Source organism: Leclercia sp. UBA2479, assembly GCF_002341985.1.
GTDB lineage: Bacteria > Pseudomonadota > Gammaproteobacteria > Enterobacterales > Enterobacteriaceae > Enterobacter > Enterobacter pneumoniae.
Genome location: NZ_DDPB01000008.1, coordinates 250514 through 271775, shown reverse-complemented (window position 1 = coordinate 271775; position 21262 = coordinate 250514). Strand labels below are relative to the sequence as shown.

The 21262-nt window shown below is 58.5% G+C and carries 21 protein-coding genes; 4 read left to right on the top strand and 17 right to left on the bottom strand.

Annotated elements, in window-relative coordinates; all coding sequences use genetic code 11:
- Positions 1-6: 6 nt before the first annotated feature.
- From B3B59_RS09595 to gss, 9 genes are all read right to left on the bottom strand, one after another.
- Entirely contained in the window at positions 7-615 is a 609-nt protein-coding gene (locus tag B3B59_RS09595) for an adenosylcobalamin/alpha-ribazole phosphatase (protein WP_286808825.1), read from the bottom strand.
- A gap of 3 nt (positions 616-618) precedes the next feature.
- A complete protein-coding gene (cobS, locus tag B3B59_RS09590; RefSeq protein ID WP_233800619.1) occupies positions 619-1377 on the bottom strand; it encodes an adenosylcobinamide-GDP ribazoletransferase in 759 nt (252 codons plus the stop codon).
- Positions 1374-1919: a bifunctional adenosylcobinamide kinase/adenosylcobinamide-phosphate guanylyltransferase gene (cobU, locus tag B3B59_RS09585; RefSeq protein ID WP_286808824.1), complete on the bottom strand. Its 546-nt coding sequence runs from the start codon at positions 1917-1919 to the stop codon at positions 1374-1376. The genes cobS and cobU overlap by 4 nt, the downstream gene beginning before the upstream one ends.
- Entirely contained in the window at positions 1916-3433 is a 1518-nt protein-coding gene (locus tag B3B59_RS09580) for a cobyric acid synthase (RefSeq protein WP_233800615.1), read from the bottom strand. The genes cobU and B3B59_RS09580 overlap by 4 nt, the downstream gene beginning before the upstream one ends.
- Positions 3434-3465: 32 nt before the next feature.
- Positions 3466-4095, bottom strand: a complete 630-nt coding sequence (locus tag B3B59_RS09575; protein WP_286791394.1) for an NrsF family protein — start codon at positions 4093-4095, stop codon at positions 3466-3468.
- Positions 4082-4639 (bottom strand): sigma-70 family RNA polymerase sigma factor, encoded by a 558-nt coding sequence (locus B3B59_RS09570; RefSeq protein ID WP_286808836.1) that lies wholly within the window; start codon positions 4637-4639, stop codon positions 4082-4084. The genes B3B59_RS09575 and B3B59_RS09570 overlap by 14 nt, the downstream gene beginning before the upstream one ends.
- 20 nt (positions 4640-4659) lie before the next feature.
- Positions 4660-5892, bottom strand: a complete 1233-nt coding sequence (locus B3B59_RS09565; protein WP_046886022.1) for a protein-disulfide reductase DsbD family protein — start codon at positions 5890-5892, stop codon at positions 4660-4662.
- A gap of 18 nt (positions 5893-5910) precedes the next feature.
- Complete coding sequence (locus tag B3B59_RS09560; RefSeq protein WP_286808823.1) at positions 5911-6462, bottom strand: peroxiredoxin; 552 nt, start codon at positions 6460-6462, stop codon at positions 5911-5913.
- A 136-nt stretch (positions 6463-6598) separates the two neighbouring features.
- Complete coding sequence (gene gss, locus B3B59_RS09555; protein WP_286808821.1) at positions 6599-8461, bottom strand: bifunctional glutathionylspermidine amidase/synthase; 1863 nt, start codon at positions 8459-8461, stop codon at positions 6599-6601.
- 153 nt (positions 8462-8614) lie between these two features.
- Between gss and B3B59_RS09550 the strand changes: the two genes are divergently transcribed.
- On the top strand, positions 8615-9163 hold the full coding sequence (locus tag B3B59_RS09550) for a DsbA family protein (protein WP_040074036.1): 549 nt from the start codon (positions 8615-8617) through the stop codon (positions 9161-9163).
- 39 nt (positions 9164-9202) lie between these two features.
- Here B3B59_RS09550 and B3B59_RS09545 read toward each other — a convergent pair whose 3' ends face one another.
- From B3B59_RS09545 to B3B59_RS09525, 5 genes are all read right to left on the bottom strand, one after another.
- Entirely contained in the window at positions 9203-10180 is a 978-nt protein-coding gene (locus B3B59_RS09545; RefSeq protein WP_212476580.1) for an ABC transporter ATP-binding protein, read from the bottom strand.
- Entirely contained in the window at positions 10177-11154 is a 978-nt protein-coding gene (locus B3B59_RS09540) for an ABC transporter ATP-binding protein (RefSeq protein ID WP_286808818.1), read from the bottom strand. The genes B3B59_RS09545 and B3B59_RS09540 overlap by 4 nt, the downstream gene beginning before the upstream one ends.
- The gene (locus B3B59_RS09535; protein WP_040074033.1) at positions 11147-11992 is read right to left on the bottom strand and encodes an ABC transporter permease; all 846 of its coding nucleotides are present in this window, start codon (positions 11990-11992) and stop codon (positions 11147-11149) included. The genes B3B59_RS09540 and B3B59_RS09535 overlap by 8 nt, the downstream gene beginning before the upstream one ends.
- A 5-nt stretch (positions 11993-11997) precedes the next feature.
- Entirely contained in the window at positions 11998-12951 is a 954-nt protein-coding gene (locus tag B3B59_RS09530; protein WP_207292399.1) for an ABC transporter permease, read from the bottom strand.
- Between the two features lie 61 nt (positions 12952-13012).
- The gene (locus B3B59_RS09525) at positions 13013-14602 is read right to left on the bottom strand and encodes an ABC transporter substrate-binding protein (RefSeq protein ID WP_046886017.1); all 1590 of its coding nucleotides are present in this window, start codon (positions 14600-14602) and stop codon (positions 13013-13015) included.
- A gap of 246 nt (positions 14603-14848) precedes the next feature.
- On the opposite strand from B3B59_RS09525, the gene yghU reads away from it, so the two are divergent.
- Positions 14849-15715, top strand: coding sequence for a glutathione-dependent disulfide-bond oxidoreductase (yghU, locus tag B3B59_RS09520; protein ID WP_046886016.1), 867 nt, complete (start codon positions 14849-14851; stop codon positions 15713-15715).
- A gap of 27 nt (positions 15716-15742) precedes the next feature.
- Here yghU and B3B59_RS09515 read toward each other — a convergent pair whose 3' ends face one another.
- Together B3B59_RS09515 and B3B59_RS09510 are read right to left on the bottom strand one after the other, a co-directional pair.
- Complete coding sequence (locus B3B59_RS09515; protein ID WP_286808816.1) at positions 15743-16414, bottom strand: substrate-binding domain-containing protein; 672 nt, start codon at positions 16412-16414, stop codon at positions 15743-15745.
- Positions 16414-17466 carry an ABC transporter substrate-binding protein gene (locus B3B59_RS09510; protein ID WP_286808815.1) on the bottom strand — a complete coding sequence of 351 codons (1053 nt, stop codon included), beginning with the start codon at positions 17464-17466 and terminating at the stop codon, positions 16414-16416. Before B3B59_RS09510 ends, B3B59_RS09515 begins: the two co-directional genes overlap by 1 nt.
- 181 nt (positions 17467-17647) lie before the next feature.
- On the opposite strand from B3B59_RS09510, the gene B3B59_RS09505 reads away from it, so the two are divergent.
- A complete protein-coding gene (locus B3B59_RS09505) occupies positions 17648-18631 on the top strand; it encodes a sensor domain-containing diguanylate cyclase (protein ID WP_286808813.1) in 984 nt (327 codons plus the stop codon).
- Positions 18628-19344, top strand: coding sequence for an L-fucose operon activator (fucR, locus tag B3B59_RS09500; RefSeq protein ID WP_040074026.1), 717 nt, complete (start codon positions 18628-18630; stop codon positions 19342-19344). Before B3B59_RS09505 ends, fucR begins: the two co-directional genes overlap by 4 nt.
- 50 nt (positions 19345-19394) lie before the next feature.
- On the opposite strand, the gene B3B59_RS09495 is transcribed toward fucR, so the two are convergent.
- Positions 19395-21026, bottom strand: coding sequence for a methyl-accepting chemotaxis protein (locus B3B59_RS09495; RefSeq protein WP_207292403.1), 1632 nt, complete (start codon positions 21024-21026; stop codon positions 19395-19397).
- Positions 21027-21262 lie beyond the last annotated feature (236 nt).

The window sequence follows — 21262 nt, the reverse complement described above, 5'->3', positions numbered from 1 at the left end:
TTATTCTCACTGTTCTGAACGGAAGGGACTTTGATGATTAAAGTGGCGTAAGATCATAAACCCACCGCGAATTTCCACCATCGTCCAGCTGCCCTGCTGAAACGGAAAGTGCCACATCGCCTCTGCCGGCATACGCAGCCAGTGGGCCAGCATCAGGCTTAATACGCCCTGATGAGCGACGACTAGGCTGTCGCCGTCTTCCTGTTGTTGCGCCAGCTCGTCGGCAACGCTTTTTACCCGCCCGGCAAATTCGGCAAAGGGCTCACCGCCGCCGGGGGTGACGTTCTGCCAGTCATCCACCCAGCTCTGCCACGCATGGGGTTCCTCTTCGGCAATGCTACTGTGGTGGCGCATCTCCCAGCTACCGAAGTGCATCTCGTTGAGCCGGGGATCGCTGTTGGTGATAATGCCGTTGGGCACCACCAGTCGGGCGGTTTGCTGCGCGCGCTGAAGCTGGCTGCAGTGAATTTGCCCGAAGGTGAGCGTCGCCAGACACTCCCCCACTCGCCGCCCCTGCTCAATGCCTTTATCGGTTAATGGCAGGTCGGTGCTGCCGTAAAAGAGGCCGCTCTCATTGGCTGCGGTTTGCCCGTGACGTACCAGAACCAGGCGCATGGTTTAGCTCCACATCAGGGCCAGCAGAAACAGCGTCTCGCCGGTTTCTGCCAGCGCGCCAAGGGTATCGCCGGTCTGGCCGCCTAAACGGGTACGCAAATAGCGCACCAGGCATGCCATCAGCCCCCAGGTGACCAGCATCGCCGCCACGCCGTGGAGTCCGGTCAGCGCCACCACGATAAGCGCGCCGATGAGCAGCGTTATCGCCGCTTCGTGAAACAGAATGCCGCCAATGTACAGCGTACCCAGCCCCTCGCCTTCCCGGGCATAGCGCTGACCATACATCCCCAGCACCAGCCCTGCCCGTGAGACAACCGGCGCACAGACCAGCAGCACGAAGAGTTCCGCAGGGGGACGAGAGGATAAGCCCGTCACCGCCATCACCTTCAGCAGAATGCAGAAGATCAGCGCCAGCCCGCCGAAGGTGCCGAGGCGGCTGTCCTTCATGATCGCCAGCATCCGCTCCCGGCTACGGGCAGAGAAGATCCCGTCGCAGGTATCGGCCAGCCCGTCGAGATGGAAGCCGCCCGTCAGCAGGGCCATCGCCAGCGCCCAGACGGCGGCCCCCAGGTAAATGCCGCCGCCCGTCTGGCTCACCAGCAACGCGGCCAGCGCGGCCACCACGCCGACAAACAGCCCCACCAGCGGGAAATAGGGCACGCCACGCCCGAGCTGGCGAAACTCGACGCCATCGGCCCACTTCTCCGGCACCGGGAAACGGGTCATTAGCCGCAGCGTGGCCCAGAGTAAATTCAGCTTCATTTAATTTTGACTCCAATCCCTGAGACCATCAGCCATACGTCGTCTGCGGCCCGGGCCAGCTTCTGGTTGGCCCGCCCGGCGATATCGACAAAGTGACGCGCGAGGCGATTTTCCGGGGTGATACTCATCCCCAGCTCATTGGTAACAATAAATACCGGTGCCGCAGTGTGCTGGCAGGCGGTAATCAGCGCGTCCACCTGCTCCTGCAGCCAGATCTCCAGCGGCGCGAAATCGAGCGTATCCGGATCGGCACCGCCGGAGGCCTCGTACAACAAGTTAGCGAGCCAGGTGGTGATGCACTCCAGCACCACCCCTTCTCCCGGCTGCACCTGCTCGCGTAGCACCCGATCGAGCGCACGGTATCCCTCCCAGGTGCGCCAGTGTGCGGGGCGCTGCGCCTGATGCTGCGCAATGCGGCGAGCCATCTCCTCGTCCGTCACGACGGAGGTCGCGATATAGAGCACCTGCTGACACTGTCCGGCAACCAGCTTTTCAACCTGCGCGCTTTTGCCGCTGCGCGCCCCGCCCGTAACTAAAATCATGCCATCGGCTCCTGATGCTCGCGCATAATCCGGTAAATGCTCTGTAGATCGAGATGCTGGCGCATGCTCGCCGCCAGCTTGTCAAACTGCTGCGCTTTATAGGCCGCGTAGTCTGGCAAGGTTTCCAGGGGGGCGAGTCCTTTTCGCACCCGCAGGCTGTCCACCAGGGTACGGGTAAAGATGTCGTTGTCGAACAGACCGTGCAGATAGGTACCCCAGACCAGACCATCGTCGCTCACCGCGCCGTCGGCGACGGGCTGACCATTTTTTTGCAGGTACAGGGCCGGCTGCGCGCCGGTAGCCAGGGTGGTTTGTCCCATATGGATTTCGTAGCCGCGCAGCGTCAAGCCTGAAGCGCTGGCCAGCCAGCCGGGAAGTTCAGCCAGTCTGGCATCGACCAGGGTAGTGGTTTTAAGTGGGGCGAAACGGGTGACGGTCTCCAGCAACCCCAGCCCTGGCAGCGTACCGAGGCCGGACTCCACCTCATCTATCAGGGTGTTGCCTAGCATCTGATATCCGCCGCAGATCCCCAGTAGCGGCACGCCGTTCCGGTGTTGCACCCGCAGCGCCTGCGCCATCGCGCTCTCCCGCAGCCAGGTGAGATCCTGCAATGTACTTTTGCTACCCGGCAGGATAATCAGATCTGCGCCTGCAAGCTGGTGCGGATCGCGGACATAGCGCACCCGGACGTCCGGCTGCGCGGAAAGGGCATTAAAGTCGGTGAAATTGGACATGTAGGGCAGTTGCACCACGGCGATATCGACGCTGCGCTGCCCCTGCTGCATGGCGCGGCGTTGTAACACCACGCTGTCTTCCTCTTCCAGATCAAGCTCCAGCCAGGGCAGCACGCCCAGAACCGGCACACCGGTGAGCGCCTCAATCTGCCGCAGCCCCGGGGTCAGCAGCGACACATCGCCGCGAAATTTATTGATGATGACCCCTTTCACCCGCCAGCGCTCATGCTCCTGCAACAGGGCCAGGGTGCCGTAGATCGCCGCAAAGACGCCGCCGCGATCGATATCGGCCACGAGGATCACCGGACAGCGGGCAATCTCGGCCATGCCCATATTGACGATATCCCGGTCGCGCAGGTTGATCTCTGCCGGGCTGCCCGCCCCTTCCAGCACCAGCCGGTCGTACTCCTGCGCCAGGCTCTGGTACACCGCGGCAATCTGCTCGCGAAGCCGGGGTTTGAAATCGTGGTAGCGAACGGCATCCATATCGCGCAGCACCTCGCCCATCAGCACCACCTGCGCCTGGCAGTCAGAGGTGGGTTTCAGCAAAATGGGATTCATACGCACGTCCGGGAGGATCCCCGCCGCTTCGGCCTGCATGATCTGCGCCCGCCCCATCTCTTTACCGTCAGGGGTGATGCCGGAGTTGAGCGCCATGTTTTGTGATTTAAAGGGGGCGGTGCGCCAGCCATCCTGATGGAATATCCGGCACAGCCCGGCCACCAGCACGCTTTTTCCCACGTCCGAGGCGGTGCCCTGCAGCATGATTGCCTGCGTCATTACTTCTCCTGAATACCTTCACTGAGAGGTATTCAGCTTATCACTACATGCCTCCAGCCCAACACTATCGTTGCGCTGACAATGGTGAGGATGGCGGCAATATGCAGCAGAAAATCCATCGGGTGTATCTCAACGGGGTGGCATAAGGTGAGCAGCGTCAGCGCCATGCTGGCGACCCCGGCCCCGGCGGTCGCCAGGGTGCGCAGAGGATAGAGTGACCGGGTGCGGCGCAGATACGCAATGACAATCACCACCATCGGGGCGCTGACCGTGAGCATAAAGGCATAGCAGTTCACTTCACCGCTGTGATGCCCGGCAGGAGGCGATGAATTGAGGCTGAACAGCGCCCCTATGGCCCATAGCAGCAGGGGCAGCGCAAACCAGCGCCAGCTCAGCGGCTTGCGCCCGGCAATACTCAGGGTGAACGCATTCGCAATCGCCATCCCCCCGACCAGGAAAGCGAGAGAGAGTTGCACCACCGCCAGCCAGGATCCCGCTGCAGACCAGTCGGTGGCGGCACGGTTCACCAGCAGGCTGCTTAATCCTGCGCAGGGGAGCGCCAGCAGCATCCAGGTGAGCACCCGCAGATTGCGGGCCTGCGGGCGCGTCACGGGCGTCGCCTCGCGGCTCAATTGTTTAATCAAGAGATCATGATCGGCCATGGTTCGCTCCCATCCGGCGAAGATTGGTTAAGGCTCTGTGCAGGAGAGATTTGACCGCCGAAATAGTCAGGTTATGCCGTGCGGCGGCCTCGGCGAGGCTCATCTCCTGCAGGTGGATATGCTCCACAATCTGGCGCTGGCGCGCCGGAAGCTGGTTTAAAATCGACGCCAGCTCCTCTTCGGTTTCTTGTTGACCGATATTACCGGTCCAGACCCCTTCCGCCAGCGGCCCATCGTCGCTTTCCCGCCGCTGTCGCCGTCCGCGCTGGCGTAACGCATCCACGGTACGCGCCTGCGCGATCGCCATCAGCCAGGGTAAAAAGGGGCAGGCCGGATCGTAGGTATGACGCACCCGGTGCACGGTGAGCAGCACCTCCTGAATCACATCATCGATCAGCACAGGATCGGCAATCTGCTTACGGACCAGCGCCCGAATCACCGGCACCAGGGCCCGGAGCAACAGGGAATAGGCGTCGCGATCCCCGGCCTGCGCACGTGCCATCAGCCCGGGCCAGGTCTCGCGGGGAGCCAGATTGCTATCCATCATTCGCCATGCGAATTACCTCACGCTTTTTTACCGGCCGCCCGATCGAGGGCGTTCACCACAATCGATGGGGTCAGCACCTGCGGTAGCACCTTAGGTTCGCTACCGTCGGCCGGATAGACCACGTACAGCGGCAGCCCGCCCTGCCCGAAGGCCGTCATGGCATCGTCGATATCGGCGTTAAATTTGGTGGAGTCCGCCACCATATAAATAGTGCCAGTGCGCGACAGCGCCTGCTTCACCGCCGCGGTAGAGAGCGAGGTGCGATCGTTCACCTGACAGGTGATGCACCACGAGGCGGTAAAGTTAACAAAGATAGCTTTGCCGTGGCCGCGCATCTCTGCCACCGTTTGCGGCGACCACTTCACCGGCGCGACCTGGCTCGCAACGGCCGGTTCTGCCGTAACGGACTGCGTCTGCATGATGCCCGGCAGGGGCGTAATCGCCGCCACGAAGAGCACCACCGTCACCGCCAGCAGCACTTTATACGAACGGCCGGCGAAACGTCTGCGCTGGGCCATACCATACAGCCACGCGGTGAAGCTCACCACCACGGCACAGGCCAGCATTGCCGCCAGCGCGGTGGTTCCCGCCTGTTGCGCTAATACCCACACCAGCCAGGCAAAGGCGCCAAACATCGGAAACGCCAGCCCGCGCTTGAGGATATCCATCCAGGCGCCCGGTCTGGGCAGGCGAGCGGCAATCGCCGGGAAGAGCGAAATAAGGGTAAAGGGGGCGGCGAACCCCAGCGCCAGCGAAAGGAAGATAACCAGCGAAACCGCTGGCGGCTGCACCAGCGCATACCCTACCGCACCCGCCATAAAGGGGGCTGAGCATGGCGTAGCGACCACAATCGCCAACGCGCCGGTTAACGCCGAACGGGTAAATGCCCCGCGCCCGCCTGAGATTTCCCCCGCCCGCTGCAGGGATAATCCCACCTCAAACACCCCCAGCAGGTTCAGCGCCGCGCCGAGGATAATCAGCGCCAGCGCGGTAATGACCAGTGGAGATTGCAGCTGAAAGCCCCAACCCACGGCGGTACCGCCAGCGCGCAACGCCAGCAACACGGCGGCCAGTGCCAGCATGGTAAAAATCACGCCCAGTAAAAAACCGAGCCCTTCGGTGCGGGCGCTGGCCCGGTCTCCCTGATGTCGCAACAGCCCCAGCGCCTTCAGCGAAATCACCGGAAAAACGCACGGCATAAAATTGAGGATAATGCCGCCGGCGAAGGCGGCCAGAATGGCGGTTAACATAGCGGGCCCCGAAACTAATTATGAATGTGTGTTCGCGTATTGCTTCACGGCATCCATGGACTTCTGGATATGCTGGTCAGGGTTACGGTCGGTATAGCTCATCAGAATTTTACCGTCAGGGGCGATGACGTAGGAGGTGCGGTCAGAGACCGTTTTACCGTTCATCTGCATCAGCGTTTTGTACTCGCCCGCCACTTTCGCGCCGGGATCGGCGGCCACGGCAAATTTATCACGGCACTCCAGCTTCGAGAACTCATCCACCTGATCGACATTCCCGGCGGTGACCCCAACCACGGTCGCCCCCAGCTTTTTAAAATCATCGCTCGCTTCGGCGAAAGCATGTGCCTCCAGGGTGCAGCCTTTGGTAAAGGCTGCCGGGAAGAAGTAGAGCACCACCGGGCCTTTCTGTAATGCCTGTTGAAGCGAGAAGGTGAGCGGCTTGCCCCCCAGCGCCCCTTTCAGGCTGAAATTGGGCGCGTTATCCCCCACCTCGAGCGCCGCGTTGGCATTCAGGGTGAAGAGGGAAAAGGTCACTACCGCAGCAGCAGAGAAGGTGTTTAACAGTTTCATGGTCAGCTCCATCAGGAAAAAACGTACTTTATGAATCATAGTTCGCACGCTAAGACCCGAAGGTTTCGCTCGCCGATAAAAAAAAATCCGCAAGGGTCGCTTGCGGAGGGGAAGAGAGCGTCAGGATGGGTCGGGGTTACCGATCTTTTTCCACCATTAACGGTTCGATATCGCTCTCTTTCTTAATCACCAGCGAAGTATCACCGCGCAGGCAGGTACCGCCGTAATTGCCGCCGACGGTAAAGGTACAGACCTGGATATACTTCTCGTCCACCTTCGGCAAACACCACAGCTGCTGGTAAATATTTTTGCGATCGACAAACTTGCCGCTCGATTTATCCAGTAGCTCCTCCTGCGGGCTGATGAGATCGATATTGCTGCCGCAGCGCCCGGCGATAGGCTTCACGGCGTACCCGGTCTGGCTAAGCAGTGCGTTGACCTCAAAATCGGTATCCAGCAGGTAGCGATGGTGAGGGAAGAGCTGCCACAGCACCGGCAAAATGGCTTTGTTGCCGGGGATCACCGTCCATAAAGGTTCAAAGACCAACACTTCCGGGCGCAGCAACACATCGATTAAGCGCACCTCGTTTTGCGGATGGCCGGTACGAATAGGAACCGCCGCGTACTCGGTTTCACTGACTTCGCGGATCTGCTCGATGGCCGTCTCCCACGCCCAGGTTTTCCAGACGCAGTTGACCAGCCGCCCTTCATCATCAATTAATTGGCCTGCCGCATCCCAGCTTAACGCCCCCAGCCCATGCAGGATTTTGGTTTCAAACCCGGCCTGAAGCAGTGAACGTTGAATAAAGAGCGCGTGGTAATCCTCCTCCACATCGTTGTCCTGCATGATGTGCACAAAGGGACGGGCCTGGCTGTGCTTCCAGGCGCCGGACAGCTCTTCCAGTAACCCTTCCGCCGGGTTATGTCCGCCGCCGCGATAGCCGTTTTTCACCCACTCTTCCAGGATCAGGCCACCTTCGGTGTGGCACGAAGCGGAGTCGGCGTTGTACTCATACACCTTGATGCCGCGCTCATCCATGCAGAAATCCATGCGGCCGGTAATCATATGGTGACGACGCCACTGCCAGGAGAGACGCAGGCGCGGCCAGAGAATTTTCGGAATGTCGAAAAGCGCCAGTAAGTTGTCATCTTTCAGCACCTTGTCGGTGGCATGCAGATACATCAGGTGCAGCTCGTTGGTCGCTTTGATCAGCTCCTGCTCGGCGCTTTCGGTGATGGTGAAATAGTGGCAGGGATCGTGATTGATAAAATGGCCGTTGGCACGCACGTAGGCCTGCTGCAGCGCATCGTTCTCATTGAGCCATTTGCCATCAAACTGGCGGTTGTTTTTCAGCCGCGCGCCGCGAATATTCAGCAGTTCGCCGTTGACTTCAGGCTGCGGAAGGCTGTGTTCGGTGTCGCTGGTCTGGATCATCCAGCCCAGAATTTCGGTGTCGCTGAAGGTGTCATGGAGCCGGTAGCAGCCGTTCTCCACGCTCATTCTGAGTTCGCGCGTCCACTGCTGTCCCAGCGGCAGCGGAGAGTGAATAACATTCTGCTCCGCAATGCGCACCTTATCACCCAGCCGTTGCGTGATGACGGCCACGTGGCCGGTTTCGTGGAACTCACCGCCCTTTTGCCAGATAAGCAAAGCTCCCGCCTCCGGCGCGCGCTGAGAGCCGTTAGCAAAGGCCTGCAGCGGCAGGATATCGTCATTCACCACCTGACGAACAAAGCGTAAAGAGAAGATCTCCCACGCCATGCGCACGTCGGTAAAGACAAAGCCGTAATTCAGGAACAGGAAGCGGCGGGCAAACTCAACGCACTGCCACTTGTGCCCCATATATTCATTGCCGGTATAGCTGCGAAAATCGGCATCTTCCGGATAATTTCGCGGATCGAGGGAGCTGTAATTCGAGGAGTAGATCGCCACGCCTCCCGGCGCATAGCCTAATAATGTCCCGAATGGCGCATTACTGCTTAACGTTCCTTTACGCATGTTTCCAACCTAATAAAGGCAGGCGGCAATTTTTTAGGGGGTTGTCGTCGTCTGCACGTTGTAATTAACCTGACAGAGGTGGATTTATCATACACCCGCGTGGCAAATTATTCGCCGCAGCAATAACGAAAAACAGACAACACAGGAGTCAATATGAGCGTACAGGCGCAGCCGCTGGAGTGGGGTCACGGCCCACGCATCTTTGAAGTGTTCCTGGAACCGACCTGCCCGTTTTCGGTCAAGGCCTTTAATAAGTTAAACGCGCTGCTGGAACAGGCTGGCGAGGATAAGATCACCGTCAAAATCCGTTTACAGTCGCAGCCCTGGCATCTCTTTTCCGGCGTGATTGTGCGCTGCATTCTGGCGGCGTCGACGCTGCCCGAGGGGAAAGCGGCGGCACACAAGGTGATGCAGGCGGTGGCCGATCGCCGGGAAGAGTTTGAATTTACCGACCACTGTAGCGGGCCGAATATGCAGGCGACGCCCGAGGAGATTATCGCGCGCATCGAGCGTTACAGCGGGGTGCAGCTTGCCGACGCCTTTGCGCGCCCGGAACTGCAAACGGAAATTAAGTGGCACTGTAAATATGCACGTCAGAATGGGATCCATGTCTCCCCAACCTTTATGGTCGATGGTCTGGTGCAGCCCGATTTGGGCAGCGGCGACGAGGTTGCGGTATGGGTGAAGCGACTGCTCGGATAAGCGCCACCCTCTCTCGTCCGGGCAAGAGGGTGGCTCCTGTTACGTTTTAAATAACCAACAGGCGGTAAAGTGCCCCGGCGCGATCTCCTGCATCGCCGGTTCCTGCGCCTGACACACCGGCATCGCATGGGGGCAACGGCTGCAAAAACGACAGCCTGGCAGCGCCGAGGTCGGCCCTGGGATCTCGCCCCGCAACGTGGCGTTATCAAGATTGCGGATGCGCGGATCGGGCTGGGGCACCGCCGCCAGCAAAGCACGCGTGTAGGGATGGGCCGGATGTTGATAGAGCGCATTCGCGGGTGCGACTTCCACCAGCTTACCGAGATACATCACCCCAATGCGGCTGGAGATGTGGCGCACCATCGACAGATCGTGGGCGATAAACAGATAGGTGAGCCCCAGCTCCTGCTGTAAATCCTGCAGGATATTCACCACCTGCGCCTGCACCGAGACATCCAGCGCCGACAGCGGCTCATCGCACAGTACAAACTCCGGGCGCACGGACAAGGCGCGGGCAATGCTGATGCGCTGACGCTGACCACCGCTGAACTCATAGGGGAAACGTTGCAGATGTTCCTGTTTGAGCCCCACTTTATAGAGCAGCGTTTCGGTACGTTCACGCTGCTCCTCCCGACTGTAGCCGTGGATCTGCATCGGCTCGGCAACCAACTGCTGCACGGTCATGCCGGGGTTGAGCGAGGAGTAGGGATCCTGAAAAATCGCCTGCATCCTTCTGCGCAGCGGTTTCAGCTGTTTCTCGCTGGCCTGGGCAATGTTCTGCCCGGCAAAGTGGATCTCGCCGGAGGTGATGGCAAACAAGCGTAAAATGGCGCGTCCGAGGGTCGATTTGCCGCAGCCTGACTCCCCCACCAGGCCAAAGGTTTCACCGGGCATGATGTCAAAACTGACGCCATCCACCGCTTTCACCGCCGCCCCCTTTCGCAGTAGCCCGCTGTTTAGAGGATAGTGTTTGCGTAGCTCACGCACGCTGACTAACGGAGTACGTTGTTCGCTCATGCCTGAACCTCCTTATCGGCCCATAGCCAGCACGCGGCGCGGTGGCCTTCGTCCATCCGGTAAAACGCCGGCTGCCGATCACACTGCGGCATCCGCTTCGGACAGCGCTCAGCAAAGGGGCAGCCGGGAGGCGGATTGAGCAAGCCAGGTGGCGTGCCTTCGATCGGCGATAATCGCTGATTCACCTCGCCCGGACGGGGCAATGAGGCCAACAGCCCCTGGGTATAGGGGTGCGCCGGACGGTAAAAAATGTCCTCAACGCTCCCCTCCTCCATTACCAGCCCGCCATACATCACCACGACGCGGCTACACACTTGCGCCACCACGCCCAGATCGTGGGTAATGAGCAGGATGGCGGTCTGGGTTTGTTGTTGCAGGCTTTTCAGCAGACGCAATATCTGCGCCTGAATCGTCACGTCCAGAGCGGTGGTCGGTTCGTCGGCAATCAGCAGCTTTGGGTTACAGGAGAGCGCAATGGCTATCATCACCCGCTGGCGCATGCCGCCGCTGAACTCATGAGGATACTGATTGTAGCGCCGTTCCGCCTCGGCAATGCCGACCTGCTCCAGCATCGACAGCGCCGCCGCTTTGGCCGCTTTTTTGGCCAGCCCTTTATTACGCATCAGGATCTCAGACATCTGCTTGCCGATGGTGAGCACCGGGTTAAGGGCGGTCATCGGATCCTGGAAAATCATGGCGATCTCATTGCCGCGAATGGCGCGCATCTGCTGCGGCGTTTTTTGCGCCAGATCGGCATTCTGAAACCGAATACTGCCACCAGTGATGCGGCCGTTACTCCCCAGAAGCTGGATAATGGATTTACAGGTCACGCTCTTGCCGCAGCCAGATTCGCCAACAATGCCGATAAGTTCCCCCGGCTGCACCTGAAAGCTCACGCCGCGAACTGCATGGACATCTCCCTGTCGGGTATGGAAGGTAGTTTGCAGATTATCGAGTTCGAGTAAGTTACTCATCGCGGTTCGCTCCCGGCTCAAAGGCGGTACGAAATACGTCGCCTAATACGTTAAAGCTGAACACCGTCAGCAGGATCAGAATGCCGGGGAACATCGCCAGCCACGACGCTTCGCCAATGTACGACTGGGCGTTGTTGAGCATACTTCCCCAGGAGGCGGCCGGTGCCTGTACGCCAAGCCCAAGGAAGCTCAGCGTCGACTCCATCAGGATCGCCGAAGCGATATTGAGCGTGGCGGCCACGATAATGGTCGGCAGCACGCCGGGAATGATATGGCGCACGATGATCCGTAGCGGCTGTTCGCCGGAAGCACGGGCATAAAGCACATATTCGCGCTCTTTAACCGAAAGCGTTTCGGCACGTACCAGCCGGGACATGTTCATCCACGTCAGCAGGCTGATGATAAAAATGATGTTATCCACGCCTGGCTTGAGGTAAGCGTTCACCACCAGCAGCAGGAAGAAGGCCGGGATCGCCATCAGAATATCGACGATACGCATCATCAGGTTATCGAGCCAGCCGCCAAAATAGCCGCTGATCGTGCCGACGAGGGTGCCAATCAGCGTAGAGAAAACCATCGCCAGAAAACCCACCATCAGCGAGATCTGCCCGCCGTAGAGGGCGCGTGTAAAGTAGTCGCGCCCGTACTCATCGGTACCAAACCAGTGAGTACTGTCCGGCGGCAGGGTACGGGCGTTCAGCGCCATCTGATCCGGGTCGAACGGGCTCAGCCCCGCACAGAGCGCGGCGACAACAAAGATAAAAAGGACAAATAACGAGAACTGCGCCGGACGGTTGCGGCGCAGCTGGTGACGAACTTGCTGCCAGCGTCTGCTCATCCGGGTTACCTCAGAGTTCGAATGCGGGGATCGGCGAAGCGATACAGCAGATCGGCGATCAGGTTGCCCACGATCAACATCATGGAAGAGAGCATGATGATCGCCATGATCAACGGGTAATCCAGCGAGGTGATCGACTGGATCCCCAGCAACCCCATGCCCGGCCAGGAGAAGACGCTTTCCGTCACGTAGGCCCCGACCACCAGCTCCCCAAACGACAGGCCGAACAGGGTAATTACCGGCAGCAGCACGTTTTTCAGCACATGGCGGAACAGAATGCCGGAACGGGTCGCGCCGTACGCGAGCTGGGTCTGCACGTAGTCGGCAGAGAGCTGCGTGATGGTATTGGAGCGAATGTAGCGCACATAGCTTGAGAGATTGTAAAAGGTGAGCGCAATGCACGGCAGAACGCCGTGGCGAACCACATCCAGCCAGTTATCTTCCATGCCGATGGTGCGCATCCCCATGCTGGGAAACCAGTTGAGTTGTACGGCAAACACGGTGATCAGCAGTATGCCGAACCAGAAGATCGGCACCGAGATGCCAATATAGGCAAACAGATTCAGCAGATGATCCAGCCAGCGATGTTTAAACGCCCCGGCAAGCAGCCCGAGAGGAATGGCCAGCACGATGGCCAGCAGCAGCGACGCCCCCATCAATCCCAGGGTGGCCGGAATGCGCTCGGCGATCATCTCCAGCACCGGGCGGTGATAGATAAGCGAGTAACCCAGGTCGCCCTGCGCGACGTTTTTCAGCCACAGCAGGTACTGGGTGACCAGCGGCTTATCCAGCCCCAGGCTTTGACGGATGCGCTCGATATCTTCCGGCGCCATCCGCGGCGTGATATAGGCGGCAACCGGGTCGCCAGGAGCGAGTTTGACCAGCAAAAACGCCACCAGCGAAATAAAGAACAGCATCGGCAGCAGTTGCAGCAACCGACGCGTGAGTAATGTGTTCACGACATGCCCTTAAACGACTTACCTTGACGTAATGCCCCGGCGAAATGGCCGGGGCAACCGCTTATTTCTGATAGATTTTTGATAAGTCCTGGAACAGATAAACCGGCTTCGGCTCCGCCTCTTTTGTGCCGCCGAAGCGTTTATCCACGGCAACGATCGCATTGGTATAGGCGATCGGGTAATAGGTCATGTCGCTCGCCACGGTCTGCTGGATTTGCTTGTAGATCTCCGCACGTTTTTTGGCATCGGTTTCCACAGCACCTTTATCCCACAGAGCATCGAACTGCGGGTTTTTATAGTGCGCGTAGTTGTAGGCCTCGTTACTCATAAACAGGGATTTGTAGCCGTCCGGCTCTGCGCCCATGATGTAGCCACCCAGATTCAGATCCCACGCGGTGTTGTTCATGTCCAGACTGCGCTGCGACATGGCGTTGGAATCCAGCGGCATCAGCTCAACGATCACCCCAATTCCCTTCAGGGCCTGCTGGATGTACAGCGCCTGGCTCTCCTGGGTTTTATTGGTATTCACGTAGGCCAGACGCAGCTTCAGGTTTTCTGGCGCGCCTGAGTCCTTCAGCAACGCTTTGGCTTTTTGCTGATCGAACTTGTACTGCTCTACGTCGGCGGTCTGGTAGAGGGTATCCGGCGTCAGGAACGAGGCGGCGGGTTTCGCATAATCCAGCGAGGTGAAGGCGGTCTGGGTCAGCTCGTCTTTGTTGATGGCGTAGGCGATAGCCTGCCGCAGCGCTTTGCTCTTCATGACCGGTACGTTCTGGTTGAACGTCATATAGGCCAGACGCCCTTCCGGATAGACCACAAAGTCGAATTTGCCGGTGTTTTTCAGGCGTGACACATCCTGCGGATCCACCATCTTCATGTTGATCTCGCCATTTTGCAGCGCAAGGTTGGCAGAGTTGCTGTCTTTGGCAAAACGGTAGGTGACGGAATCGAGCTTCGCTTTGCCGTTCCAGTAATCGTCGAAACGCGTCAGGGCATAGTACTGCCCGGCGCGATACTCTTTAAATTTGAACGGCCCGGAACCGACCGGCGTATCGTTTTTGGCGCTCTTTTCAAAATCGCTTTCACCGGCGAATACGTGCTGCGGGATGGGATAAATTTGTACCAGCGTGCCGGTAAATGCCGCACTCACCTGCGGTAGGGTGAACTTAACGGTGCGATCGTCAACCTTGCTCACCACCACGGGTTTGCCGCCGTAGGTGAACATGCTGCGGAAGAAGCTATGCTGGCTGGGGTCGAGCAGTTTATTGAAGGTGAAGACCACGTCGTCGGCGGTCAGCGGCTGGCCATCCTGCCACTTCAGATTGGGTTTTAAGGTCAGGGTATAGCTCAGGTTATCAGCGGCGGGCGTCAGACTTTCGGCCAGCCCCCATTCGATTTTCCCCTCGTTGAAGCTATATAGCGGTGCATACAGCGCCTGCATGATAGTTAACGTAGTACGGTCGCTGGCATAGAGCGGATTCACGGCCAGTGGGTCGCCGGAGGTGATGCCGATAATTAACGAACCGCCCGCTTTAGGCGCGTCATTGTTGGCGGCAGGCGCGTTGGCCGCCTCTTTATTTTTTGCCTCATCACAACCCGCCAGACCTAACGCGAGCGAAACCACAACTGCCGAAAACAGAAGCTTACGCATCTCACTAACTCCTTGCCTGATAAAGTGTTTATTACTGCACGTTTTTATATATGTGCAAGCATCATAGGCAGCTTTACGCCCTTTCGCATTAACAATGAAAATGCGATTTTCGATTAAGCTTATACCGAATTTGATATATATAAGCGCAATGTGGAATAGCGCATAACCTTATGCGCTCGCAACGTTAAAGGGTTCACGAATCTCCTGCTAAACTGCCTCAACACATCATGCAAAAGGCAGGTCAACATGTCAGACAACAACTATCAGCCACCGAAAGTGTGGGAGTGGAAGCAGAACACCGGCGGCGCGTTTGCCAATATCAACCGCCCTATTTCCGGCGCAACGCATGAAAAAGCGCTGCCCGTCGGCGCGCATCCGTTGCAGCTCTATTCGCTGGGTACGCCGAACGGACAGAAGGTGACCATTCTGCTCGAAGAGCTGCTGGCTCTGGGCGTAACCGACGCCGAGTACGATGCCTGGCTGATTCGCATTGGTGAGGGCGATCAGTTCTCTAGCGGGTTTGTCGAAGTGAACCCTAACTCCAAGATCCCGGCGCTGCGCGACCACTCCACCACCCCGCCGACCCGGGTGTTTGAATCTGGCAATATCCTGCTCTATCTGGCCGAGAAGTATGGTCATTTTCTGCCGAAAGACCCGGCAGGCCGTACCGAAACGCTGAACTGGCTTTTTTGGCTGCAGGGGGCTGCCCCCTTCCTCGGCGGCGGTTTCGGCCATTTCTATAACTACGCCCCCGTGAAGATCGAATACGCGATCGATCGCTTTACCATGGAAGCGAAACGTCTGTTCGACGTGCTGGATAAACAGCTGGCGCGCGGCCGCTACGTGGCAGGCGATGAGTATACGATTGCCGATATCGCCGTCTGGCCATGGTTTGGCTGCGTGGCGCTGGGCAGTGTGTACAACGCCGCCGAGTTCCTGGATGCAGAGAAGTACACAAATGTGCAGCGCTGGGCGAAAGAGGTTGCAAATCGCCCAGCCGTCAAACGGGGCCGTATTGTGAACCGTACCTATGGCGAGCTGAACGAACAGCTGCATGAACGCCACGCCGCCAGCGATTTTGACACCAACACAGAAGATAAGCGCCAGGCATAAGCGCAGGCCGGGTGGTTCGCCGCCCGGCTATGCCTCAAATCCCGCTTCGCGTAAGATCCCCTTCGCAACCTCTGACAGTAAAAACATGCCCAGCCGCTGCCCTGCAGGGGTTATCACCGCACAGCCATACTCCGCGCAGGGGTTGTAAGGCGCCGGGAGAGGAATCACGGTTAAGCCGGGGATCGTGCGCAGCCTGGAGGCATAGCTGGCATAGCCGATAAACAGCTCAGCCTGGCCGCTGTGGATAATCCATTCCGCCGCCAGCTTGCCCGCAGGAATCGGCGCAGAGTGTCGCCCACCGACCAGCGCCCTCGCCCGGACTCTTACCCCCTCGCCGCTATCGCCCATGCGATCAAATAACGTCTGCGCATAATCTCCGCAAGGGTCCTCCCCCGCCGTCGAGGTGGCGAGGCGTAAATCGGCGCGGGTCAGCAGCGATAGCCAGTCATCCCCCTGCTGCAGCACATCACTGCGCACGGTCAGGCAGAGTGAATTGCGGGCGAAGGGGATGACGGCGAGCGGATTAAGCGCCCGGGGATGGGCAAGGTTTGCCGAGGCGAAAAGGTCGCACGCTTCACCCACCGCAATACGCGCCCGCAGCAGCCCCGCCGGGCCAAACGCGGTCTCTACCGGCTCCGGGAAGTGGCGCAGTAACGATGGCCAGACCCCGCGCAAACTGCCTGCCGCCAAAACGCGCATTAATCGATGCCCTGGTAGTCAGTGCGGTAAAAACGGTGATACCAGGCGTTAGCCTCTTTGCGCATATCCACGTCTTTGAACTTCCCGGGATAGAGTTTTTTCGCCATCCACAACTCGCCCAGCCCCATCGCTTCCGGCATCGGGTAACCCCAGGCTTTCGCGTAATCGGGCATCAGGTAGACGCGCTGATTTTTCACCGCATCAATGGTTTGCCATTGCGCAGAAGTTTTAATCTCATTGACCACGGAGGGGTAGCGATCCTGCACGAAAATTACCTGCGGGTTCCAGGCGATAACCTGCTCCATCGCCACGGTTTTAAAGCCCTTGATGGTGGCGGCGGCCACATTCAGCGCCCCCGCATGCGCCATCATTAAACCGGTATATTTTCCGGAGCCGTAGGTGGTTAACGCCGGGTTCGCCATATAGGCACGCACGCGCTCTGCGGCCGGGATCGCCTGCAGGCGATCGCGCACCTTTTTGCGTCCCGCGTCCGTTGCCGCAATCAGCGCCTTCGCTTCTGCCGGCTTATTCACGATCTCGCCAATCAGGGTGATCCCTTCCCGTAGCCCCAAATCGTAGGCTTTCTCTTCATCGGCCTGGGTGGGGTTCAGTTTGTCTTGTTCACCGGGGGCATCGTGGCGTAGCGAAATCGCCACTACCGGGATCCCAAGGCTAGCGATCTTGTCGATCATCTCCCGCGGCGCATAGTTTGTGACAAACACCACCTGCGGTTTTAGCGCAACCAGCTTTTCCGGATCCACATGGGTGAGATCGCCGAGCATGGGTTTCTGGTTCAGCTCGGGCGCAAGGCGGGCATAGCCATCGCCGAGTTGTTGCTTCCAGTTCGCCATCACCCCAACGATTTTATCGCTGGCGTTCATTTGCACCAGCAAGTTCAGCGTCTGGTGCTGCAGTACCACTACGCGATTCACCTCATCCGGGATCGTCACCTGACGGCCAATCTGGTCGGTAATCTGGCGCGACGCCTGAGAAGAGAACGGAGAAATGGCCAGAAAAAGAAAAGGTAATACCTGCCAAAAGCGCTGTTTCATCGTAGCCTCACATTCGTTATGTAATTTATTATATAACGATTGCGCGCCGCGTGTCCCGGCCCCTTTAGAGGTAGAGCGGGCAGGCGTGCCTTAACGCAAATCCCTCTCTTTTTTCAACGGCATGTTTACAACCATCCGGGAATCGCGCAAGAATCATTCTTATTTACCGATGAGCCTTTTCATGTCAGAGCAGGCGTTAAGACAACAGATCCAGAATCTCAAAAAGCACAATGCCCGGCTCGTCAGGCTAGCACGTGACGCCCGCAGTAAGCTGAGCGCTGCGCTGGACGGGACGGGTCTCTGTCTCTGGCAGCTGGATATTCCCAGCGGCAAGCTGATTATCTATAACCGCCGATGGGGCTCGATGCTGGGCTATCAGCCGAAAGCGCTTAGCGCCCAGTTTGAGGTCTGGCGGGAACACCTCCATCCCGATGACAAGCAAGACGTGCTGGACGCGTTTTACGATCATCTGAACGGTAAGACCCCCTTCTATGAAGCGCTGCACCGTATGCAGCACAGAAACGGTACCATCACCTGGGTGCTTGACCGGGGCCGCGTGACCGAATGGGATGAAAACGGCGCGCCGCTGAAGGTGACCGGCACGCATATTGATATGACCAAAGAGAAGCAGTACGAAGAGCAGCTGGCGCAGCTGGCTAACCACGACCCGCTCACCGGGCTGGCTAACCGTCATGCCCTGCTGCAACACTTTGCACAGCTTAAAGCCCGCGGTCCGCTGTGCGTGGCCTTTATTGATCTTGATGATTTCAAAGCCGTTAACGACGCCTTCGGACACCGCAGCGGTGACGAACTGCTGATCCAGCTTAGCCAGCGTTTACGGGAAATCTGCCCACCAGACAGCATCGTCGGGCGTCTCGGTGGCGACGAATTTGTGCTTTTACTCCCCCTTGCACTCTCCAGCCTGCAGGTGACGCGCATTGCTCAGCAGTGCCTGCACGCCGCCCTCACCCCCTTTGAACTGGACAATGGCCAGGCGCGGGTGGGCGCGTCGGTAGGCATTGATGAGGTGCAGGAGGAGGATGACTTTGTGAATGCCCTCAAGCGCGCCGATCGGTCGATGTATCAGATCAAACATACCGGTAAAAACGGTGTCGCCCTCGGGCAGACGCCCCTCTCTCTCCCCCGTCTGGAAACCGGAACATGAAAAACAGCCGTCAGCAGGCCATTATTCAGCGGCTGGCGACGTGCGACTGGCTGACGACGGACGCGCTGGCCGACGCGCTGGCGGTGAGTAAAGAGACGATACGCCGGGATCTGAAAGCGCTGCAGGAGCAGGGGAAGATTGTGCGCCATCACGGGAGGGCACGGGCGATCCACCCGGACAGGCAAGACGGCGGTGAGCCCTTTGGCGCGCGGCTGAAAAGCCATTACGCCGACAAAGCCGATATTGCTCGCCTCGCACTGGACTGGGTAAGCGAAGGGATGACACTGGCGCTGGATGCCAGTTCGACCTGCTTTCATCTGGCAAAACAGCTCCCCGATATCGCCCTGACGGTGTTTACCAACAGCCTGCCGATTTGCCAGGAGATGGCCAGACGCGAACGCGTTACGCTAATTTGCTCCGGCGGTACCCTTGAGCGTAAATACCGCTGCTATGTGAACCCCATGCTGGTCACCCAGTTGAAATCGCTGGAGATCGATCTGTTTATCTTTTCCTGCGAGGGGGTGGATGAGCAGGGCATTATGTGGGATCCCTCGCCCGATAACGCCCGTTTTAAAACCCAGCTACTCAGCCGCGCCAGCCAGTCCTTGCTGTTGATCGACAAAAGTAAGTTCCGACGTTCCAGCGAAGTGAAAATTGGCCACCTGTCACAGGTCACCCAACTTATCTCCGACGCGGAGCTCGTCAGGCGATAGCGCCACGTCAGGCCGAATGCTGGCCGCGCGAGGCGGCCATTTTCAGATCCTTAGAAATTGGTCCAGTCTTCTGCGGCTGACGCCGCGGCGGGTTTCAGGCGAACCGGGGCGCTTGGCGGCGCGGCGACGGGCTCCTGAGCTGAGAGACGGAACTTCTGCACCGACCGCTGTAGCTCTTCGGTCTGGCGCTCGAGCGCAGAGGCGGCGGCGGAAACTTGCTCCACCAGCGACGCATTCTGCTGAGTCACACCATCCATCTGGGTGATGGCGACGCCCACCTGCGAAATGCCCTTGCTCTGCTCTTCCGAGGCGGCGGCAATCTGCTTCATGATGGTGGTCACTTCGGTTACCGCCCGCAGCACCGCTTCCATGGTGGTGCCCGTGTCGTTAACCAGCTGCGAACCCTGCTCCACGCGGGAGACAGAATCAGCGATCAGCCCTTCGATCTCTTTCGCCGCATTGGCGCTGCGGCTGGCCAGATTACGCACCTCGCCCGCCACCACCGCAAAACCACGTCCCTGCTCGCCCGCACGCGCCGCTTCCACCGCCGCGTTCAGCGCCAGAATGTTGGTCTGGAAGGCGATGCTGTTGATCACATTGGTGATCTCAGCGATTTTCTTCGAGCTGTCCGAGATGCCGGTCATGGTGCTGATCACATCTTCAACCAGCGCACCGCCCCGGCTGGCGGTAGTCGAGGCCACATCCGCAAGCTGGCTGGCCTGACGGGCATTATCTGCGTTCAATTTCACCGTGGCCGTGAGCTGCTCCATGCTGGCGGCGGTCTCTTCCAGCGCGGCCGCCTGCTCTTCGGTGCGTGAAGAGAGGTCGTTATTGCCGCTGGAGATCTCCGTCGCCCCGCGCCAGATGTTATCGCTGCCCGAGCGGATAGTGCTGACCGCTTCGCGCAGGCTATCCTGCATGGCGCTCAGCAGCGGCACCAGTTGGCCGACGCAGTTACGGCCAAACGGGGTGATAGGCTGGCTGAGGTCGCCCTGCGCAATCTGGCGGAAATGTTCGCGAATACGATCCAGCGGTTTCACCAGCATGGCGACCAGATAGCGATCGGTAAACAGCAAGATCAACAGGCCAATGATGGTCGCCACGATAATCACCGTGCGGGTGATGCTGGTGAAGTTGTCTACCATCACGCGGGTCGTATCCAGCAGGCGATCGGCGGCTTTATTGAAGTTTTCAGCGCTGGCGCCAAACGCACGACTGAGCGGCGGCGTGACGTTATTGGCTTGTTGACGGTAACCGTCCACGTTGCCCTGCTGTGCGAACTGCATCTGAGGGATGACGCCGTTTTCCAGTAACGCCTGCCAGCTGGCAATGACCTGGGCTGAGACCTGCGCATCCATCGGCCCCGGAGACATGGCTTTCATCTCCGCCAGTTTTTTGCTCATGTTATCCAGCGCCTGCTGTACAGGCGCGAGATCTGGCGAGCCTCCTGCCGCTTTAACATCCATAGCGCGGGTCAGGCGGGTCACGAAACGAAAATACTGATCGTTGCCCTGGCTCAGGACCGTCATCTGTTTGACCAGCTGGCGGTCGATTTCATTACCGTCCGACATTTTAGAAAGGGACCAGGTGCTATACAGCCCGACGCCTGCCCACATTAAACAAAAGATCCCAAGAATCGTCAGCAGAACGAAACGGATCGTGAAATTACGAAGCATTTGCATTTTTTTTCCTTACCGTGAGGAAGATATCGCCCGAAAGCGACTCCTGATCCCGTTATCGGCAGAAAAAAGGGAAGTTATACCTTTTCGCGAGTAATTTTATAAAACTTTTCATTCACCTTTAATTAGCGGAGAAACGATAATCATGCTGGGGAAATATCCCTGGAAATAACGTGTTTTTACATGTCATAGAATTAACAAATGTAAGTCATCCTCGCCATTCATTACCCGCATAATCC

Excerpts from the sequence above, each read along its gene's own strand:
- B3B59_RS09515 (WP_286808816.1), bottom strand. The coding sequence starts at position 16,414 with ATGCGCGTTTTGGCGGCAGGCAGTTTGCGCGGGGTCTGGCCATCGTTA.
- B3B59_RS09505 (WP_286808813.1), top strand. The coding sequence starts at position 17,648 with ATGTCAGAGCAGGCGTTAAGACAACAGATCCAGAATCTCAAAAAGCAC.
- B3B59_RS09510 (WP_286808815.1), bottom strand. The coding sequence starts at position 17,466 with ATGAAACAGCGCTTTTGGCAGGTATTACCTTTTCTTTTTCTGGCCATT.
- B3B59_RS09580 (WP_233800615.1), bottom strand. The coding sequence starts at position 3,433 with ATGACGCAGGCAATCATGCTGCAGGGCACCGCCTCGGACGTGGGAAAA.
- B3B59_RS09545 (WP_212476580.1), bottom strand. The coding sequence starts at position 10,180 with ATGAGCGAACAACGTACTCCGTTAGTCAGCGTGCGTGAGCTACGCAAA.
- fucR (WP_040074026.1), top strand. The coding sequence starts at position 18,628 with ATGAAAAACAGCCGTCAGCAGGCCATTATTCAGCGGCTGGCGACGTGC.
- cobU (WP_286808824.1), bottom strand. The coding sequence starts at position 1,919 with ATGATTTTAGTTACGGGCGGGGCGCGCAGCGGCAAAAGCGCGCAGGTT.
- B3B59_RS09565 (WP_046886022.1), bottom strand. The coding sequence starts at position 5,892 with ATGTTAACCGCCATTCTGGCCGCCTTCGCCGGCGGCATTATCCTCAAT.
- gss (WP_286808821.1), bottom strand. The coding sequence starts at position 8,461 with ATGCGTAAAGGAACGTTAAGCAGTAATGCGCCATTCGGGACATTATTA.
- B3B59_RS09540 (WP_286808818.1), bottom strand. The coding sequence starts at position 11,154 with ATGAGTAACTTACTCGAACTCGATAATCTGCAAACTACCTTCCATACC.
- B3B59_RS09570 (WP_286808836.1), bottom strand. The coding sequence starts at position 4,639 with ATGGATAGCAATCTGGCTCCCCGCGAGACCTGGCCCGGGCTGATGGCA.
- B3B59_RS09535 (WP_040074033.1), bottom strand. The coding sequence starts at position 11,992 with ATGAGCAGACGCTGGCAGCAAGTTCGTCACCAGCTGCGCCGCAACCGT.
- yghU (WP_046886016.1), top strand. The coding sequence starts at position 14,849 with ATGTCAGACAACAACTATCAGCCACCGAAAGTGTGGGAGTGGAAGCAG.
- B3B59_RS09575 (WP_286791394.1), bottom strand. The coding sequence starts at position 4,095 with ATGGCCGATCATGATCTCTTGATTAAACAATTGAGCCGCGAGGCGACG.
- B3B59_RS09495 (WP_207292403.1), bottom strand. The coding sequence starts at position 21,026 with ATGCAAATGCTTCGTAATTTCACGATCCGTTTCGTTCTGCTGACGATT.
- cobS (WP_233800619.1), bottom strand. The coding sequence starts at position 1,377 with ATGAAGCTGAATTTACTCTGGGCCACGCTGCGGCTAATGACCCGTTTC.
- B3B59_RS09550 (WP_040074036.1), top strand. The coding sequence starts at position 8,615 with ATGAGCGTACAGGCGCAGCCGCTGGAGTGGGGTCACGGCCCACGCATC.
- B3B59_RS09595 (WP_286808825.1), bottom strand. The coding sequence starts at position 615 with ATGCGCCTGGTTCTGGTACGTCACGGGCAAACCGCAGCCAATGAGAGC.
- B3B59_RS09560 (WP_286808823.1), bottom strand. The coding sequence starts at position 6,462 with ATGAAACTGTTAAACACCTTCTCTGCTGCTGCGGTAGTGACCTTTTCC.
- B3B59_RS09525 (WP_046886017.1), bottom strand. The coding sequence starts at position 14,602 with ATGCGTAAGCTTCTGTTTTCGGCAGTTGTGGTTTCGCTCGCGTTAGGT.